This is a genomic window from Staphylococcus sp. GDH8C109P, from assembly GCF_017893405.1.
Lineage (GTDB): Bacteria > Bacillota > Bacilli > Staphylococcales > Staphylococcaceae > Staphylococcus > Staphylococcus cohnii.
Genome location: NZ_JAESMX010000009.1, coordinates 22,282 through 41,317, shown reverse-complemented (window position 1 = coordinate 41,317; position 19,036 = coordinate 22,282). Strand labels below are relative to the sequence as shown.

Genomic DNA, 19,036 nt, shown 5'->3' with positions numbered 1-19,036 from the left:
TGTGATTATTCAAAAAATATTAAGAGTAGAAAATAATTCAAAGTTTCAATTTGAATTATCTTCTACTCTTTTTAATTATAATTTGAACTCATATCTTATGTGAAATGATTTCAAAAATGTGGAAAGATATTTTTATATGAAAATGTATTATACATAAGTATTTTTTTATCGATTAAAGATAATGAACAATAGAAAAATATTACCATAATCAATTGTAGATATATAAAAACTTTACAATAGTAAAATTTATTTATCTGTTTCTTTTAAAATAATAGATTTAATGAAGAAAGTGTTATATAATATTTTAAAAGCTTATTCATTATATAAAGCCAATACTAACAATGAAAGTAAATCATGAGGAGGCCAAATTTATGGAAAGTAAAGCATCATTTTATATTACATCTGAGAGGGCTTTAAGTCAGTTGAAACATTGGTTGAAGTCAGTTCATCGTTTATCTATCGAAGAATTTGTAGTGTTGTTTAAAGTTTATGAAGCTAATAAAATTAGTGGAAAAGAATTAAGAGATACCTTACATTTTGAAATGTTATGGGACACTAGTAAAATAGATGTGATTATAAGAAAGATTTATAAAAAAGAGTTGATCTCAAAAGTCCGATCAGAAACAGATGAAAGACAAGTGTTCTATTATTATACTGATGAACAGTTAAAAGTAATAGATGATATTATAAAAGAAATTGAAAACATAAAAGTTGCTTAATTACTAAAGTTACAATTAGATGACTATCAATGACAATGATATAATTAAGAGATAAGCCAAGTGCTATAATAGCATTTGGTTTTTTTAATAAACTTCAAAAATCTACGATTATTCAAATTCAATAATAACTTTGAAATAACTAGTATTCAAAGTTAAATATATAAAGTAGATACTAAAAGGCTCGTATTTAAAATATGTACAAAAAAACTGCCAACAAAATAGTTTTGTTGACAGCTAAAGCAAATAATTTACAGTAACTTTAATTTATTGTTTTATAAAAAATTAATAGGCATTCATGTGTTTGACTTTTCTACCATGAACGAAGTAATAAATAACACCAGTAATTAAAACCAATACGCCCATAATAGCGTATAATTGAGCGAATGACACTGTAGATGTTACAAAGCCTAATACATAAGGTCCAAAGCCTAGTCCTAAGTCTAAACCGATAAAGTAGGTTGAGGTAGCAATACCGTATTTAGCTGGTGGAGATACTTTGATTGCAATGGCTTGCATACAAGATGAAATATTGCCGTAACCAGCGCCAAGGAGTAACCCAGCAAGAATTAATAACCAACTATTATTTGTAATACTTAATGTTAAAAAAGTTAGGATTAAAAAGACAAAAGCAGGATAAGCGATGACGTTTTCGTTTTTGAGGTCCATCATTCTACCAGCAATTGGTCTTGTAATGAGGGATGCAATAGCATAAAAAATAAAGAAATAACTAGATATTGTAACTAAATTGATTTCTTGAGCAAAAAACTGTAAAAATGTCAGAATAGATGAATAGGATAATCCTGCAAGGAGCATAATAATTGCCACAGGTAATGCTTCTTTGGCGATGTAATTATTAATATTAAATTTTTTGCTTTCGGTTGTTTGTGTTTTCGGTATATCACTAGTTACATCGATATCTAACTTAATGAAAAATGAAATGATAAAACTGATGACACCACACATTAAACAAAGTAAAAATAACAATTGAATTGGGAATGTATTAATAAGTAGTAGGCCAAAAAATGGGCCGATTGCAGCGCCTATAACTAAACTTAAAGAAAACAAGCTAATACCTTCACTTTTTCTTTCTTGTGGTGTTGCATAAGCAGCAATTGTCCCCGTTGCTGTCGTAGTAACACCAGTAGCAATACCGTTAACTAATCTCGTGAACATTAGAACAGCCAAGGCACCTTCTATAAAATAAAGCAGTTGTGTGATGATTAATAAGATTAAACCGATGATTAAAATACGTTTAGGACCTATTTTATTAACGTACTTTCCAGTGATAAATCGTCCAATTAAAGAACCAATAATAAATAATCCAGACACGAGTCCCGCCATACTGTCTGACGCATGATATTCAGTTTTTGTATAACTTGCTATGATGACGATAAGCAAATACATACATAAGTAAACTAAAAAGTTTGTAATAAAATTGATATTAAAATTTTTTGTCCAAATTGGTGACTTCATCGATGCTGTTTGATTCATGTTAAAATTCCTCCATTTCTAAAATTTGCGCGTGAATAAGTTGAAGTGATTTTGTAATGTGTTCAAGTTCTGAAACGGATAAACCTGTATTTTTAATAATTTCGTCTTGCACTTTATCTACACGTGAACTGATGTTTTTATAAAGTTTTTCTCCTTTTGGAGAAAGTGAAAGCCATTTTTCTCGTTTATCTGTACCTGTTTCAACAGTTAATAGAGATTTTTCAGAAAGTACTTTTAATATTTTTCTTGTGGTAGGCTTCTCAATAGAGCGTCGTTTTGAAATTTGTACTAAAGTGGTTGGTGCATTGTAGGAAATATCTTTTAAAACGAGCCATTGTGCAGGATATAGATCAAATGATTCAAAGATAGGTTGGAACATTTTTGTATACGGTCTATAAATTGCGATGATGTTATCAAATACAAATTTATTTTGCATGAATGCATACCTCCGAAAATAGTTAGCAAAGCTAACTTAATTTTGAACAAGTTATATTTTAGTCCATTTGGACAGGGAAATCAATACCTATTTATTAAATGATATTTTTGATATCTGAATAAAAATAAATGTATAATCGCAATTTAAATCATTAAAATGGGTTATCAGAAGTAAACATGTATACAATTTGTTAAAATAAATGTAAAGGAAAGATAGGGGGATAAAGGTATGCAAGATTTAAAGTTAGATCATATCGTTCATTATGTACAACAATTAGATAATTTCAAATTCCCAGGTCATTTATTTACACTATATCAAGGTGGTAAACATGAGAAATTAGGCACATACAATCGTTTAGCCTACTTAAATAATGCCTACATTGAATTATTAGATATTTATAAACCAGAGAAATTGCAAAAAATTGTAAAAAGTGAAGAAGGTCGTGTGTCATTTCCTTCGAAAATTGTTCAAGATCATTATAAAGAAGGATTAAAAACAATAGCATTTCAAACGCAAGATATTACCAAATTAAAAGAAACTTTAGAATCACAAAATATAGACGTCATAGGTCCTGTTGAAATGCAACGAGAAAACACAAAAGGAGAAAAGACTACATGGCGCTTGCTATATATAGCTGATCCTGATTATAGGGTGAAGCCGCCATTTTTTATTCAATGGAATGAAAATATTGAAGCAAGAGAAGAAAAGTTAAACCCATTACGCCAAAATGCTTTTAGCATAAAAAGTATTGAAATTAATAGTACAGAAAGAGCACATACGGTTGAAAAATGGCAACAGTGGTTTGGAATGGAGATCGTGAATAACACAGAAACATTCACGACATTAAAATTGAAAAACGATGATATTGTATATCATATATATGATGGTGAATATTCGGGTTATAAAGCAGTCACTTTGAAAGATGATAATACAACTTCACCATATACATTAATCATTAGAGGGCTTAAGTACAAAGTTGAAGCAGATTAATAAATGTAAACATACATACTATGTGCAATAACAATGATGTGTATCAAAGAAATTATAAGTGTTAAAATAGTTAAGTAAGTTCCCCATTTATTATTATTAGATAAAAGTAGTAAATAACCCGTTACTACAAATGTAAAAACAGCGAGAATAATTCTTAAACTTAGATATGAAACATTAAAAGTTGTATTAAATGTTTGGATTACAAAAATTAAATTTATTAAAAAAAGTAATGACAAGATAATGATACGCACAAAAACACCTCATTTCGTATATTATTATATCAAATAATGGGAAATGATGTGAAAGAATGTGTGAAGCAATGTATAATAACAAAGTATGTAATGGTAAAAGGAGATATCAGGTTTATGGAAAAGATGAATATAACGAATCAAGCGCACGATGCCTTTGTTAAAGCGCACCCTCAAGGTGACTTATTACAATTAACAAAGTGGGCAGAAACAAAGAAATTGACTGGCTGGTACTCTAAGCGTATCGCAGTAGGTGAAGATGGTAAAATTTTAGGTGTGGCGCAGTTATTATTTAAAAAGGTTCCTAAATTACCTTATACGCTATGCTATATTTCAAGAGGTTTTGTAACGGATTATAGTAATAAATTAGCATTAGAAACATTGCTAGAATATGCAATTCAAATTGCAAAAGAAGAAAAAGCTTATACAATTAAAATCGATCCAGATGTTGAAGTAGATAAAGGTGCTGATGCACTATCACATTTAAGAGCATTAGGTTTTAAACACAAAGGCTTTAAAGAAGGACTTTCGAAAGATTATATTCAACCAAGAATGACAATGATAACACCTATTGATAAAAACGACGATGCGTTAATTCAAAGTTTTGAAAGACGTAATCGTTCAAAAGTAAGGTTAGCATTAAAGCGTGGTACTAAAGTAGAACGTTCTGATAGAGAAGGTTTGAAAACATTTGCAGAGTTAATGAAAATCACTGGCGAAAGAGATGGCTTTTTAACAAGAGATATCAGCTATTTCCAAAACATATACGATGCTTTACATCCAGATGGAGATGCGGAATTGTTTTTAGTGAAATTGGAACCTAAACCAGTCCTTAAAGATTTACGTCAAGACTTCGCACAATTAGAAGCAGAAAAAGAAAAGCTAGCTGAAAAAAAACAAGATAAAAAGACATTAAATAAAATAAACGATGCTGACAATAAAATGAAAAAAACACAAGAACTCATTAAGGAAATGGAAGCGTTAGAAGCTAAGCATCCAGAAGGGTTATATTTATCAGGTGCATTGCTAATGTTTGCCGGAAACAAATCCTACTATCTTTATGGTGCATCATCTAATGACTACCGTGACTTCTTGCCAAATCATCACATGCAATTTGCTATGATGCAATACGCTCGAGAACATGGCGCAAAAACATATGATTTTGGTGGTACAGATAATGATCCAGACAAAGAATCAGACCATTATGGATTATGGGCGTTTAAGAAAGTATGGGGCACGTATTTAAGTGAAAAAATAGGTGAATTTGATTACGTGTTAAATAAACCATTATATCAAGTTATTGAAAATGTTAAACCGAAGTTGACTAAGACTAAAATTAAGCTTTCACGTAAATTAAAACGTAAATAGTTTTGTTAGTAATTTTGTAAAAAAGTAGACACGTTATAAAGTTTTAATATGCATTTTAAACTTTATAACGTGCATTTTTTATGAGTTTAGAAAATACATAGATATGATTATACATAAAGAAGATAAATGCAATATCGAATTAAAATGTTATTTGAGAGGAGAAAAGATATGATTAAAAAACTATTGCAGTTTTCGTTGGGAAATAAATTTGCAATCTTTCTTATGGTATTGCTGGTCATTTTAGGTGGTGTTTATTCAAGTGCGAAAATGAAACTTGAATTATTGCCTGATGTTGAGCCTCCAGTAATTACTGTACAAACAACCATGCCTGGTGCTACACCAGAAACGGTAAAGGATGACATTAGTGATAAAATTGATGACCAAATAAGGTCAATGGCAAGTGTGAAAAATGTTAATGCACAATCTATTCAAAATGCTTCTATGGTTTCTGTTGAATATGAAAATGGCACAGATATGGATAAAGCTGAAAATGATTTAAAAAAAGAACTTGATAAAATTAAGTTTGAAGAAGGCGTTGAAGAACCAGAATTAACAAGGAATTCAATGAATGCTTTTCCAATTGTAGCTTATTCTTTTACTACAAATGATAATAATTTAAAAGATACAACCAAAAAAGTTAATAATCAGTTACTACCTAAACTTCAAACAATCAATGGCGTACAAAATGCACAATTGAATGGAGAGACATCGAGAGAAGTTTCAATTAAATTTGATCAAGAAAAATTGCAAGATAGAGGATTGACTGTAGATAGTGTGGAACAATTCTTAAAGAGTGCAACTAGTGAAACCCCATTAGGCTTATTCCAGTTTGGCAAAACTGAAAAATCAGTGGTAATTGATGGCCAATTCACTTCAGTAAATGCACTGAAAAACCTTGAAATTCCTTTATCAGCTTCAAGCATGAGTGCTCAAGGTAGCAACGATGGAAGTGCAAATCAGGGTGCTAGTGCGCAAAGTTCATCACAAAGCGGTAACATAGCAACAGCAATGCCTAGCTCAGGTGCTCAAGACGGAGAAAATAGCATGCCTTCTGTTAAACTCAAAGACATTGCAAATATCTCAGTAGGTGATGAACGACAATCAATTTCTAAAACAAATGGCAAAGATGCAGTCAATATACAAGTGACAAAAGCACAAGATGCCAACACTGTTAAAGTAGCGAAAGACACGAAAAAAGAAATTGATGAATTTACCAAAGATAATAAAGAAATAAAAGCTACAAAAGTTATGGATACTGCGAAACCAATAGAAGACTCACTATATACAATGATTGAAAAAGCAGCACTCGGTACGATTGTTGCCATAATTGTTATATTATTATTCTTAAGAAATATTAGAACAACTGCAATTTCAGTCGTTTCAATACCGATGTCTATATTAATTGCAATGGTTGCATTGAAATTAACAGATGTATCATTAAATATATTAACACTTGGTGCACTAACAGTTGCAATAGGTAGAGTTATTGATGATTCAATTGTTGTAGTTGAAAATATTTATAGACGTTTATCAGATAAAAAAGAACCATTAAGTGGTAATCAGCTCATTATTAGTGCGACGAGTGAAGTATTTAAACCGATAATGTCTTCGACAATCGTTACCATTATAGTCTTTTTACCGTTGGCATTTGTCAATGGATCAGTAGGTGAGATGTTTAGACCATTTGCATTAGCGATTGCGTTTAGTTTACTAGCTTCTTTACTTGTTTCGATTACCATCGTGCCTTCTTTAAGTGCTACTTTTTTCAAAAAAGGTGTTAAACAACGTAAAAAAGAAACACTAGGTATGGTAGGTAGAGGATATAAACGTATATTGCGCTGGTCATTAGCGCACAAATGGATTGTAATGATTTTAAGTACAGTTATTTTAATTGCTAGTATTGGTTTAGGTGCAGCAAAATTAGGCACTAGCTTTATCTCAACTGGGGAAGATAAATTTATGGCGTTAACTTATACACCTGAACCAGGTGAAACAGAAAAAGGGGTATTAGCACATGCTGAACAAGTACAAAAGTATTTGAACAATAAAGATAAAGTTAAAACAGTTCAGTATTCAGTTGGTGGATCAACCCCGACAGACCCTACAGGTAGTTCGAATAGTATGGCTATCATGGTTGAATATGATAGTAATACACCTAATTTTGATGAAGAGCCTGATAAAGTATTAAAACATATCAACAAATATCAGCATCCTGGAGATTGGGCAAACCAAGATATGGGCACAGGTGGGACAAACAATGAATTAGCAGTCACTGTTACTGGACCATCTCTTGATGCAATAAAAGGAACTGTCAATAAAGTCGAAAAAGAAATGAATAATATTCATGGTATAGCAAACGTTAAATCTGATTTATCTCAAACATATGAACAATATAATATTAAAGTCGATCAAAATAAAGCTTCTGGTTATGGCTTGTCTGCATCTCAATTAGCTATGACATTAAATCAGAATACACCTGAGCAAAGTGTCACAACCGTAAAGGAAAATGGAAAAACGATAGATGTGAAAATTAAAGAAGATAAAGAAACAGATTGGACAGAAGAAAAACTTGAAAACACTGAAATACAAACAGCTACTGGTCAAGCTATTGAATTAAGTGATATCGCAACATTAGAAAAAACAACGACGCCAAATAAAATAGAAACTAAAGCAGGAGACTATACGTCAAAAGTTTCCGGGAAAGTTACAAATGATGATGTTGGTGGAACTTCACAGAAAGTGCTATCAAAATTAAATAAAATAGATAAACCTAATAACGTAAACGTCAACATGGGAGGCGCAAATGAAGATATAGGTAACGCAGTAACGCAATTATCTATGGCGATGTTAGCAGCAATTATTATAGTTTATTTAGTGCTTGTGTTAACATTTAAAGGCGCATTGGCACCTTTCACTATATTATTCTCATTACCATATACAGTTATAGGTGTTGTAATTGCTTTAGTAGTAACTGGTGAGACAGTATCTGTACCGAGCATGATTGGTATGCTTATGTTAATTGGTATTGTTGTAACCAATGCAATAGTATTAATTGACAGAGTGATAAATAAACAACAACAAGGTATGGAAATGCAAGCAGCATTGTTAGAAGCAGGTGGAACGCGTATCAGACCAATTCTCATGACAGCATTAGCAACCATTGGAGCGTTGTTGCCTATGTTATTTGGTGAAGATAGTTCTATCATTATTTCAAAAGGAATGGCAGCAACTGTAGTAGGGGGATTGATTTCTTCAACCTTACTAACTTTAATAGTTGTACCGGTAATATATGAAATATTATTTACATTAAAGGCAAAAATCTTGAGAAAACGAAAATAGAATAAAATATAATGCGGACATACGAGATTACCTACTTTTAAAGATTTCGTATGTCCGTACTTATATATAATTAGTCGTTTGGAAATATAAATGATGTGAGTTTCTTTAAGGTGATTAAGCAATGATTACTGTATGGTATCAAAGATAATAATTTTAGAAAGTAACAAGACCATGTCTTGTTCAAGGTGAGCGTGCAAAGCATTACGAAGTATAAATATATAAAATCAGCCCCAATAAGTTTCTTATAAACAGAAATCTTTTCGGGGCTGATTTTATATATGTTACGTTATAGTATCTTTATAATTATAATGATGTTTTTTAATATAAAACTAAAGTCAAAATAACATAAATTACAAATAAAATAACGCTCATTATATTTAAAATTTGAACGGCTTTTTGATCGTTTTTGCTGTTTTTGAAAGCTGTAATTTCTACATTACTTATGATAAGCAGTAGTACAATAAAGACCCACCAATTTATTGCAGGGAATGATAAAGTTGTAATAGCTACTACGAATAATAAAAGTAAAGACATAATAATACGTAAAATACGCGTTATAATGGTGTTCATTTTAAATATACTTATGTAACTTACGATTAAATATAACACTGGCAAAAATATAAGATACAGTTGCATTGATTACATCCTTTCTATGTTCGCCCTTAATCTTAGCATGTAAATTATTGATTTACTAGGATGTTATTTATTTTCTTTTTGTCTAATTTCTGAACGTACTTCTGACATTTCTTGCTCTATCTTTTCAAGTTGTTTAACTAAAGGGTCCACAGATTGATTGACTGATTCTCTTTTTTCGAGGTCGCCTTGTAATCTAACGTAATCATATTTCAGTTCTGCTAATTTGTCATTTAAATCCATTCCATTACCACCTTTTTGTCTAATGTAAGCGTTTCGTATATAAATTAAATTGTAACATGGATTCGAAAGCTTCTAAAATAGTTGCTACATATGTTAAAGTATGAAAATAGAATGAAAACAGATGATTGGATGAAAGAAGGATTAATGTGACCCAACAATTTATCATTATTATTTTATTAATTGCACTAGGTTATACACTCAAACGCATAAATTATTTTAAAGCTAATGATAGTCAAGTTTTTTCAACACTTGTTTTAAACGTAACATTACCTTCTTTAGTGATTGTTAATTTAAATGGTGCAAGTTTAGATTTGTCACTATCAATATTACCGATATTGATGATATTGTATGGTGTTATCGCTAAGGTCATCGTAATTTGGCTTTTCTTAAAATATGATAATCATATACGTGGAACAGTTGGAATGATGACTGCTTCGCTAAATATTGGTTTATTTGCTTATCCACTTGTAGAAGCGATTTGGCCCAAAACAGGTATGATATATTTCGGAATGGCAGATATAGGTGGCGCTGTGATTATGTTTGGTGTTACATACTTTGTTGGAAGTTATTTCAGCAGTGCTGGTGATAACTTTGACTTTAAGTATTTAGGTAAAAATTTACTAAAATCAGTTCCTTTAATGACATATATTATCATGTTTATTTTGAATATGCTTAATATTCATTTTCCAGAACCTGTCATTAAGTTTTTCTCAGTATTATCTGGCGCTAACATGCCATTATCCATGATCTTACTGGGCTTAATGCTCAACTTTAGTATCGATAAGCGTTTCTTACCTATCGCTTTGAAATATTTAGGTTTACATTATGGATTAGGTGTTATCGCAGGATTGTTGGTTTATTTCTTTTTACCTGTTGATAATGATATGATTAAAACAACATTACAAGTTGCTTGGTTATTACCAGTAGGTGTTGCTATTATACCTTATTCAATCCAATTTAAGTATAAGACGTTGCCGCTTGTTGGTATGGTGAGCAACTTAACAATTTTAATTAGCATTATTATTATATATATATATCAAGCATTATTTGTTTAATTGATTATTTGTAAGGCTTTAAATATAAAAAGGCGTTAATCCGTTACAGATTAACGCCTTTTTATATTTTGAGCATAGATATTAATAACTAAGTTCATGTCTTCGGATGGAACGTGAGGAATTTATCCCTTACCTCCCATAAATGCTGGGTAATTTGTCATGCCACCATCAACATAAATAGTTGTTCCATGAATATAACTTGCTAAATCAGAGGCAAGAAATCTTGCTACGTTTGCTACTTCATCTGCTTCACCAATCTCTTTTGCTGGAATCATTTCTAATGTTTCTGCACGAGTTGTTGGGTCTGAAAATTTTTCTTTTGTATGTTCAGTAACAATTGCCCCTGGTGAAATATTATTAATGCGGATGCCATATTGAGCATATTCCATAGACATTGTTTCCATCATTAATTTCAAACCGCCTTTACTTGCAGCGTAATTTACATAGTTAGGCCAAGGAATCTTGTCATGTACACTTGAGGTATTAAGAATAACACCTTTCTTATCTTCTTTAAGAAATTGATTAACTGCTGCTTTGGCACCTAAAAATGCGCCAGTTAAGTTAATATCAATTACTTTTTGCCATTCATCTAAAGGCATTTCATGTGTTGGGATTGCTTTTTCAAATCCAGCATTGTTAATCATAATATCCAATGTACCAAAATGATTTACAGTAGTTTGGATGAGATGATCAATATCATTCTCTTTAGAGATATCTGCTTGAACTTTTATCGCTTTACCACCAGCATTTTCAATTAATTTAATTGAGGATTCCATAGCGTCCATATGACGGTCGGATCTGTAATTTAATACAACATTCGCTTTTTCTTCACCAAATTGTTCTGCCATCGCTTTTCCAATACCACTACCAGCACCTGTAATAATAACTACTTTTCCTGCTAAATCTTCAAACATTTAAGATTCCTCCTAGTTATTCGGCAAAAATTTAGTTTTTATAAAAGTTTATAAGTCGAATAAAATTTAATAATAATTCTTAATCTAAGCTTTAATGTTACCTAAAACAAAGGCAGCTATAACGATTAAAATGATACCTGTCCAAATGCCTATCATCTGACGTTTATCTTTTCGTTCACCTAAAAGGAATATACCACCAAGTGTAGAAACAATTACTAATAATTGTGAAAATGAGAAGCTTGTCGCCACACCTACTTTGGGTTGAGAATAGAACATAAACAAGTTACCTATCCCCCAAATGACACCTGGTATTAAGTTCCACACGGTGCTTTTAATAGTAGTCTCATGTTTAGCAGATAATATTAATCCACCGATTGCCATACCAATAGATTGGAAGAATAGAGCATTCATGCCGTCAACACCAAAAATTTGTGCAACCACAACATAGACGACATAACCTACAGTAGAAATTAACAAGATAGGAATGGCTTTACCAAAGTTTTTAGTACTTTCTGAAGCTTCATTTTTTCCTTTAATTGATGTAAGTGCAATACCTCCAACAAGTAAAATCATTGCAATTAAGCCAAGTATAACTTGTGTACCGGTACTCCATTCACCTAAGAATATAGCACTAAATAAAGTAGTACCTACAAGTTGTAATCCTGTTGAAATTGGCATTGTTTTAGATACGCCAATTAAACTGACTGATTTTAATTGATAACCTTGTCCCAATGCCCAAAAAGCACCAGATATTAAACCTACAATAATTACGATGGGGTCATCGAATTTTGTATTGCCAGTAAGTAATAATAAGATACCTATGATAAGTGCACCGAAAGTAGTCCCTCTAATTTGATTGTAAGGGCCACCACCAACTAGTACATTAATTAAAACAACGCTCCCCCAAAATAACGCTGGGAGTAGGGCAATTAATAAATCCATAACTAAGCTTCACTCACTCTCTATTTAATTTTACTTTCCTTCTATAAAACAATCACTGAAGATTGCCCTAGATACTCATTTTAAAGTAAAGGCATCGAATAGTAAAAATATTAGATTACAGTTCAGCTTTTTAATTTTTAAAATAGTGTGTGTAGATATTAAAAATGTAAAAATATAAAACACTTACAATTTAAATATATGCCGCTACGTATTTGAATTTTTTATATTCATAATTAATGTTAAAACCTAATTCATTGAAACGCTCAACAAGCGTAGTATTTTTACTGCGTATTTTAAAATAAATCTTATCAATATCAAATGTTGAAAATGCAAAATGTAAAGAATATGATAGTAAATCAAAAGCAATTCCCATTAACCTGTAATCAGAGTGAGAAGAAAAATATTTGATTTCAGCGATGTTGTTATTTTCAGCGATTTCAAGATATAAATAGCCTTTTAATAACCCTTCAGACATAAATATAAATAGACGATGGTATGCATCTAATGATTTTACAATTTCATCAGCGGTCATTACATCATGTTTGAATGTTTGATTGTGTAATTTACTAAAATAGCGATAAAACGCAGGTTGGTATTCAATAATATTTTGTTCATTACCAACGTCGCCAATATCTTTCGTAGAAATGAGATAATAATCAGTGAAACTATAGGATGCACCTAAAGATTTCATAAATGGCAAATATGCTTGCTCATGTTCTTCAAATGAAAAATTAAAATTTGCAGTATCAGGTTTACTTTGCGCTAATGCATCGAAGAGTTGTGTCATCTCTTCGATAGAAGGCGTGATGCTTTTGTCTATGAATGGTCCTAATACTTTATATTTATTATCTTCGTACTTTAAAGCCAAAAGCAACATTGTTATTTCATCTTGATTGTTTACTTGTGCAAATACACCTGGATCTTGTATTGCATTGGTAATAACGGTCCTAATGTCATTATGCATTTGTGGCAATTTATACAAATAGGAAGCAGATTGATAGTTAGCATTATTCAAAAATTCTAAGATTTGATCTACATCGTTCGGATTTGTTGTTTTCATATAATACCTCCATATGATGAACTATTAAGTTAATTATAAGAACTTTTTCATGTAAATGGAAGTTTTGATGTGCTATATACATGTTACAATATGAATATCATTAAAATTGAAAGGACGAAATTATGAAATCACTCATTATTGCTGAAAAACCGTCTGTAGGCAGAGATATTGCGCAAGCATTAAATATAAATGAAAAACGTAATGGATACTTCGAAAATAATAAGTATATTGTCACTTGGGCACTGGGGCATTTAGTTACGAATGCTACACCAGAACAATATGATGATAATTATAAAGAATGGAAACTTAACGATCTTCCTATTATACCTAAACGTATGAAGACGGTTGTCATAAGCAAAACTAAAAAACAATTTTCTATTGTACAATCATTAATTAATAATAAAAACACAAAAGAGATTATTATCGCAACAGATGCTGGTAGAGAAGGGGAACTTGTTGCGCGTTTAATTTTAGATAAATCTCATAATAAGAAACCTATTAAAAGATTGTGGATTAGTTCAGTAACTAAAAAAGCAATTAAGGATGGTTTTTCAAAATTACAAGATGGTCGTAAATTTAATAATTTATATTATGCAGCGCTTGCTCGTAGTGAAGCAGATTGGATTGTCGGTATCAATGCAACTCGTGCATTGACAACAAAATACGATGCGCAATTGTCACTTGGTAGAGTTCAAACGCCGACGATACAACTTGTTCAAATGAGACAAAATGAAATTAATCATTTTACACCGCAAACCTATTTTAAGATGAATATCGTTGCTGAAGGCCTCACATTCCAATGTATGACGCCGGAGACTAGTAATGATAAATCAGTTTTTGAAAAGATAAAAAGCGAAGTTATTGATAAAGAAGGTTTGGTTGAAAGTATTAATAAAAAGCATAAAAAATCATATGCACCTAAATTGTTTAATTTAACAGATTTACAACAAGAAGCCTATAAACGCTATCACTTTGGTCCAAAAGAAACATTGAATGTTTTACAAGCATTGTACGAAAGACACAAACTTGTAACTTACCCACGTACAGATTCTAACTATTTAACTGACGATATGGTAGGTACACTTAAAGATAGAATTCAAGCAATCATGGGGACATCATTGAAAGAAATTGCAAAATCTCAAATGGCACAATCATTTTCAACAAATGAAAAATTTATAAACAATCAAAAAGTATCAGATCATCATGCAATTATACCGACAGAAGTACGTCCTGATATGAATCAGCTCTCACAACGTGAAACAAAAATTTATCTGATGATTGCTCAAAGATTTTTAGAAAACCTTATGCCACCACATGAATACGAAGCTGTATCAATCAGTATTTTAGCAGGGAATTATAAATTTGAATTTAAAGATAAAGTTACTAAAAAGTTAGGGTTTAAAGAGATTTATGAAACTGAAGCAACTGTCAACAAACAAATAGAAAAAATAACCAAATCATCTAAATTGCACATAACACATCCTAAAATCGAACAACTTGAAACAACACCACCATCATATTTTAATGAGGGTACTTTATTAAAAGCGATGGAAAGCCCTCAAAAATTCTTTAAATTAAATAATAAAAAATACAACGAAACATTGAAAGAAACAGGTGGGATTGGAACTGTTGCTACTAGAGCAGATATCATTGAAAAGTTATTCAACATGAATGCAATTGAATCTCGTGATGGTAAGATAAGAGTTACATCTAAAGGAAAGCAAATACTAGAGCTAGCACCACAAAAATTAACATCACCACTATTAACTGCTGAGTGGGAAGAAAAACTATCATTAATAGAGCAAGGTAAATACAACGCCAATCAATTTATTTCTGAAATGAAAACTTTCACACATGAAGTTGTTAATGAAATTAAAGAAAGTGAACAAAATTATAAACACGATAATTTAACAACAACGGAATGTCCTACATGTGGCAAATTTATGATTAAAGTTAAAACTAAAAATGGTCAAATGCTCGTTTGTCAGGATCCTAAATGTAAAACTAAAAAGAATATTCAAAGAAAAACCAATGCACGTTGTCCAAATTGTCATAAAAAAATGATGTTGTTTGGGAAAGGCAAAGAAGCGGTTTATCGTTGTGTGTGTGGCCATACTGAAACACAAGCACAAATGGATAAACGTCATAAAAATAAAAAATCAGATAAAGTGAACAAAAAAGATTTGAAAAAATATATGAATAACGATGATGGATTAGAGAACAATCCATTCCAAGATGCACTAAAAGGATTGAAATTTTAAATTATTCGATCGAAAAGTATAAATTTCGACAAGAAGTTCGTGTTTGCTATTGTAAAATAATGTAATTGGTATTAGAATGTGTAGGTATTTTAAAAAAAGGAGAACTAAACCGTGAAAAAGTATTTCAAGTTTGAAAAGCATAAAACAAACTATAAGAAAGAGATACTTGGTGGGCTTACAACTTTCTTGTCAATGGCATATATATTAGCTGTCAACCCTCAAGTACTTAGTTTAGCAGGCGTAAAAGGTGTTTCAGAAGATATGAAAATGGACCAAGGCGCTATTTTTGTTGCTACAGCATTAGCCGCGTTTGTCGGTTCTTTATTTATGGGCTTGATAGCTAGATATCCAATTGCCTTAGCACCTGGCATGGGCTTAAATGCATTTTTCGCATTTACAGTTGTATTAACAATGGGTATTCCATGGCAAGTTGGTTTGACCGGCGTGTTATTCTCTGGTGTGGTTTTTGCAATTTTGACTATGACCGGTTTAAGAGAGACCATTATTAACGCAATACCCTATCAAATGAAAATGGCGGTTTCAGCAGGTATAGGTTTATTTATTACCTTTGTTGGATTACAAAGTTCAGGAATCATCACTAATAATGATTCTACATTAGTAACTTTGGGTCATATTACTGATGGCCCTGTACTGTTAACGATTTTCGGTATTATTATAACAGTGATATTATATGCTGTTAGAGTGCCTGGTGCGATATTTATCGGTATGGTATTAACATCTATTTTAGGAATGCTTACAGGACTAATACATACACCAAGTGGCATAGTGGGCAAAGTTCCTAGTATTGAGCCTACTTTCGGAGCTGCTTTTGAAGCATTTAAGGATCCTAGTCAATTGTTCACCGTACAATTTTTAATTGTAATTTTAACGTTTTTATTTATAGACTTCTTCGATACTGCAGGTACACTTGTTGCAGTAGCAACGCAAGCAGGTATGATGAAGAATAATAAATTACCTAGAGCTGGCCGAGCATTATTTTCTGATTCATTAGCAACAATAGTTGGTTCGATTTTTGGGACGACAACAACGACTTCCTATATTGAGTCAACGTCAGGCGTCGCTGTAGGAGCTCGTACAGGATTTGCTAGTGTTGTTACAGGTTTTTGTTTCTTATTAGCGATATTTTTCAGTCCTTTAATGGAAGTAGTAACAAGTGCAGTGACTACGCCAGCGCTTGTAGTCGTAGGTGTATTAATGGCAGCTAATTTTGCGGAAATAGACTGGAAAAAATTCGAAGTAGCAGTACCAGCATTTATCACGATTATTATGATGCCGTTATCTTATTCAATCGCAACTGGTATTGCTTGTGGCTTCATCTTTTATCCAATCACAATGTTGATTTCTAAAAGACATAAAGAAGTCCACCCAATCATGTATGCTTTAATGATACTGTTTATATTATATTTTGTGTTTGTCCATGGCTAGATAAAAAATCCCTTTGCATTCGATTCAAATCGAAGCAAAGGGATTTTTTGTAAGTGTTAATTATCTGTATTCAGTTCACAAAAAAACGAGTTTCTTCATTATAAAGTAATAACCATGTCTGTATAACTTTAAAATTTATTATTCTCTTGTTTATGTTGCGTGTAAACAACTTTTGCATGCTTGTTTGGAACATAAAGAGGCGTAGAGAAAATAATTAAAACAAAGAATAACATTAAGAAAAATAAAACCCAATGGACGATCATCCCTACAAATGGTATGAATGCTATAAAAGAACCAATAACACCTAACAACGGTATGACTAACATTGGTTTAATAGAATTTTGTTTATCAACTATTAATATAATTACAATTATAAAATAAAGTAACGCATTGATTAATAAAGGCTGCCAACCAAAACTGAAAATGATACTACCACCTAAAAACGGAATGCCATAAATAAACTCGCCGACAATTAATATTAAACTCAATATTATAAGAGTCGAACGGATACCACTCTTCATTAATATTCACTCCTAACTAATAATAATATAAACGAAATAAATCAAATGAAAATAAAAAAGGTCAAATAAACATTTAAAATTGCAAACACTAAAAATTTCCTGAAAGAGGTTGAACTGAATAAGTAGTTCAAGTATAATAACAAGGTATGTGTTAGGCAAATAGTAAAAACTTTTGCAGAAAAGCTTGATAAATCACTGCTTTTCATGTAACATATCTAATGTTGGACTTTAAGAACACGCGATGAAGCGAAAGGTTACTGACACACCCGGCCGCTTTGCCATGGCGCTGTGTGAGATAGTTTTCGTGGAGAAGTCTATCACTTAAATGTAGACGAATAAGGAGGGAAAATTATGGCAAAACAAAAAATCAGAATCAGATTAAAAGCTTATGATCACAGAGTTATCGATCAATCTGCAGAAAAAATTGTTGAAACAGCAAAACGTTCTGGTGCAGATGTGTCTGGACCAATTCCGTTACCGACTGAAAGATCAGTTTATACTGTAATTCGTGCCGTGCATAAGGATAAAGATTCACGTGAACAATTCGAACAACGTACACATAAACGCTTAATCGATATTGTTAACCCTACACCTAAAACAGTAGATGCTCTTATGGGCTTAAACTTACCATCTGGTGTAGACATCGAAATCAAATTATAATAGAAAAAATTAGGAGGTGGACTTTCGATGACCAAAGGAATCTTAGGAAGAAAAATCGGGATGACACAAGTTTTCGGAGAAAACGGTGATTTAATCCCTGTAACAGTAGTAGAAGCTAGTGAAAACGTAGTATTACAAAAGAAAACTGAAGAAGTAGATGGCTACAATGCAATCCAAGTAGGCTATGCTGATAAAGCAGCTTACAAAAAAGGAAGCAAGTCAAGCAAATATGCTAACAAGCCAGCTGAAGGCCATGCTAAAAAAGCAAGCTCAGCACCTAAGCGCTTCATTCGTGAATTCAGAAACGTTAATGTTGATGAATACGAAGTAGGTCAAGAAGTCTCAGTTGATACATTTGAAGCTGGTGACATCATTGATGTAACTGGCGTATCTAAAGGTAAAGGATTCCAAGGTGCTATCAAGCGTCATAACCAAGCACGTGGACCAATGTCACATGGTTCTCATTTCCATAGATCACCTGGTTCAGTAGGTATGGCATCTGATGCTTCAAAAGTTTTCAAAGGACAAAAAATGCCAGGACGTATGGGTGGAAACACTGTAACAGTCCAAAACTTAGAAGTAGTTCAAGTTGACGCTGAAAACAATGTTATCTTAGTAAAAGGTAATGTACCAGGTCCGAAAAAAGGATACTTAGAAATCTCATCATCAATCAAAGGTAATAAATAATTATAGAGCGAAAGGAGGAAATG

General features: G+C 31.8%; 17 protein-coding genes. 9 read left to right on the top strand and 8 right to left on the bottom strand.

Going from position 1 to position 19,036, the window contains the following annotated elements:
* Positions 1–371 precede the first annotated feature (371 nt).
* Positions 372–719, top strand: coding sequence for a transcriptional regulator, SarA/Rot family (locus KA867_RS02090; protein WP_019468084.1), 348 nt, complete (start codon positions 372–374; stop codon positions 717–719).
* Positions 720–1,001: 282 nt separating this feature from the next.
* Here the strand turns inward: KA867_RS02090 and KA867_RS02085 are convergent, their stop codons facing one another.
* The gene (locus KA867_RS02085; protein ID WP_210136907.1) at positions 1,002–2,210 is read right to left on the bottom strand and encodes an MFS transporter; all 1,209 of its coding nucleotides are present in this window, start codon (positions 2,208–2,210) and stop codon (positions 1,002–1,004) included.
* A gap of 1 nt (position 2,211) precedes the next feature.
* Positions 2,212–2,646, bottom strand: coding sequence for a MarR family winged helix-turn-helix transcriptional regulator (locus KA867_RS02080; protein WP_210136906.1), 435 nt, complete (start codon positions 2,644–2,646; stop codon positions 2,212–2,214).
* 228 nt (positions 2,647–2,874) lie between these two features.
* Between KA867_RS02080 and KA867_RS02075 the strand changes: the two genes are divergently transcribed.
* The 3 genes from KA867_RS02075 to KA867_RS02065 all read left to right on the top strand — a co-directional run bounded on the left by KA867_RS02075 (position 2,875) and on the right by KA867_RS02065 (position 8,591).
* On the top strand, positions 2,875–3,636 hold the full coding sequence (locus KA867_RS02075; RefSeq protein WP_210136905.1) for a VOC family protein: 762 nt from the start codon (positions 2,875–2,877) through the stop codon (positions 3,634–3,636).
* A 365-nt stretch (positions 3,637–4,001) separates the two neighbouring features.
* A complete protein-coding gene (locus KA867_RS02070) occupies positions 4,002–5,252 on the top strand; it encodes a lipid II:glycine glycyltransferase FemX (RefSeq protein WP_210136904.1) in 1,251 nt (416 codons plus the stop codon).
* Positions 5,253–5,420: 168 nt separating this feature from the next.
* Positions 5,421–8,591: an efflux RND transporter permease subunit gene (locus KA867_RS02065; protein ID WP_210136903.1), complete on the top strand. Its 3,171-nt coding sequence runs from the start codon at positions 5,421–5,423 to the stop codon at positions 8,589–8,591.
* 318 nt (positions 8,592–8,909) lie between these two features.
* Here the strand turns inward: KA867_RS02065 and mspA are convergent, their stop codons facing one another.
* Positions 8,910–9,227: a membrane stabilizing protein MspA gene (gene mspA, locus KA867_RS02060; protein ID WP_107386330.1), complete on the bottom strand. Its 318-nt coding sequence runs from the start codon at positions 9,225–9,227 to the stop codon at positions 8,910–8,912.
* A 63-nt stretch (positions 9,228–9,290) separates the two neighbouring features.
* A complete protein-coding gene (locus KA867_RS02055; RefSeq protein WP_195837321.1) occupies positions 9,291–9,467 on the bottom strand; it encodes an SE1832 family protein in 177 nt (58 codons plus the stop codon).
* Positions 9,468–9,613: 146 nt separating this feature from the next.
* Here KA867_RS02055 and KA867_RS02050 point away from each other — a divergent pair, with 146 nt between their 5' ends.
* Positions 9,614–10,522 (top strand): AEC family transporter, encoded by a 909-nt coding sequence (locus tag KA867_RS02050; protein WP_210136902.1) that lies wholly within the window; start codon positions 9,614–9,616, stop codon positions 10,520–10,522.
* A 122-nt stretch (positions 10,523–10,644) separates the two neighbouring features.
* Here KA867_RS02050 and KA867_RS02045 read toward each other — a convergent pair whose 3' ends face one another.
* The 3 genes from KA867_RS02045 to KA867_RS02035 all read right to left on the bottom strand — a co-directional run bounded on the left by KA867_RS02045 (position 10,645) and on the right by KA867_RS02035 (position 13,438).
* Positions 10,645–11,436, bottom strand: coding sequence for a glucose 1-dehydrogenase (locus tag KA867_RS02045; protein WP_210136901.1), 792 nt, complete (start codon positions 11,434–11,436; stop codon positions 10,645–10,647).
* An 84-nt stretch (positions 11,437–11,520) separates the two neighbouring features.
* Positions 11,521–12,378 carry a RhaT/GlcU family sugar-proton symporter gene (locus KA867_RS02040; protein ID WP_210136900.1) on the bottom strand — a complete coding sequence of 286 codons (858 nt, stop codon included), beginning with the start codon at positions 12,376–12,378 and terminating at the stop codon, positions 11,521–11,523.
* Between the two features lie 190 nt (positions 12,379–12,568).
* Positions 12,569–13,438 (bottom strand): GNAT family N-acetyltransferase, encoded by an 870-nt coding sequence (locus KA867_RS02035; protein WP_210136899.1) that lies wholly within the window; start codon positions 13,436–13,438, stop codon positions 12,569–12,571.
* Positions 13,439–13,560: 122 nt separating this feature from the next.
* Here KA867_RS02035 and KA867_RS02030 point away from each other — a divergent pair, with 122 nt between their 5' ends.
* Entirely contained in the window at positions 13,561–15,699 is a 2,139-nt protein-coding gene (locus KA867_RS02030; RefSeq protein WP_210136898.1) for a DNA topoisomerase III, read from the top strand.
* 111 nt (positions 15,700–15,810) lie between these two features.
* A complete protein-coding gene (locus KA867_RS02025) occupies positions 15,811–17,145 on the top strand; it encodes an NCS2 family permease (RefSeq protein ID WP_040029981.1) in 1,335 nt (444 codons plus the stop codon).
* 128 nt (positions 17,146–17,273) lie between these two features.
* On the opposite strand, the gene KA867_RS02020 is transcribed toward KA867_RS02025, so the two are convergent.
* Entirely contained in the window at positions 17,274–17,666 is a 393-nt protein-coding gene (locus tag KA867_RS02020; RefSeq protein WP_210136897.1) for a hypothetical protein, read from the bottom strand.
* Between the two features lie 351 nt (positions 17,667–18,017).
* On the opposite strand from KA867_RS02020, the gene rpsJ reads away from it, so the two are divergent.
* Complete coding sequence (gene rpsJ, locus KA867_RS02015; protein ID WP_194375799.1) at positions 18,018–18,326, top strand: 30S ribosomal protein S10; 309 nt, start codon at positions 18,018–18,020, stop codon at positions 18,324–18,326.
* A gap of 27 nt (positions 18,327–18,353) precedes the next feature.
* Positions 18,354–19,013: a 50S ribosomal protein L3 gene (gene rplC / locus KA867_RS02010; RefSeq protein WP_210136896.1), complete on the top strand. Its 660-nt coding sequence runs from the start codon at positions 18,354–18,356 to the stop codon at positions 19,011–19,013.
* The last annotated feature ends 23 nt before the right edge of the window (positions 19,014–19,036 follow it).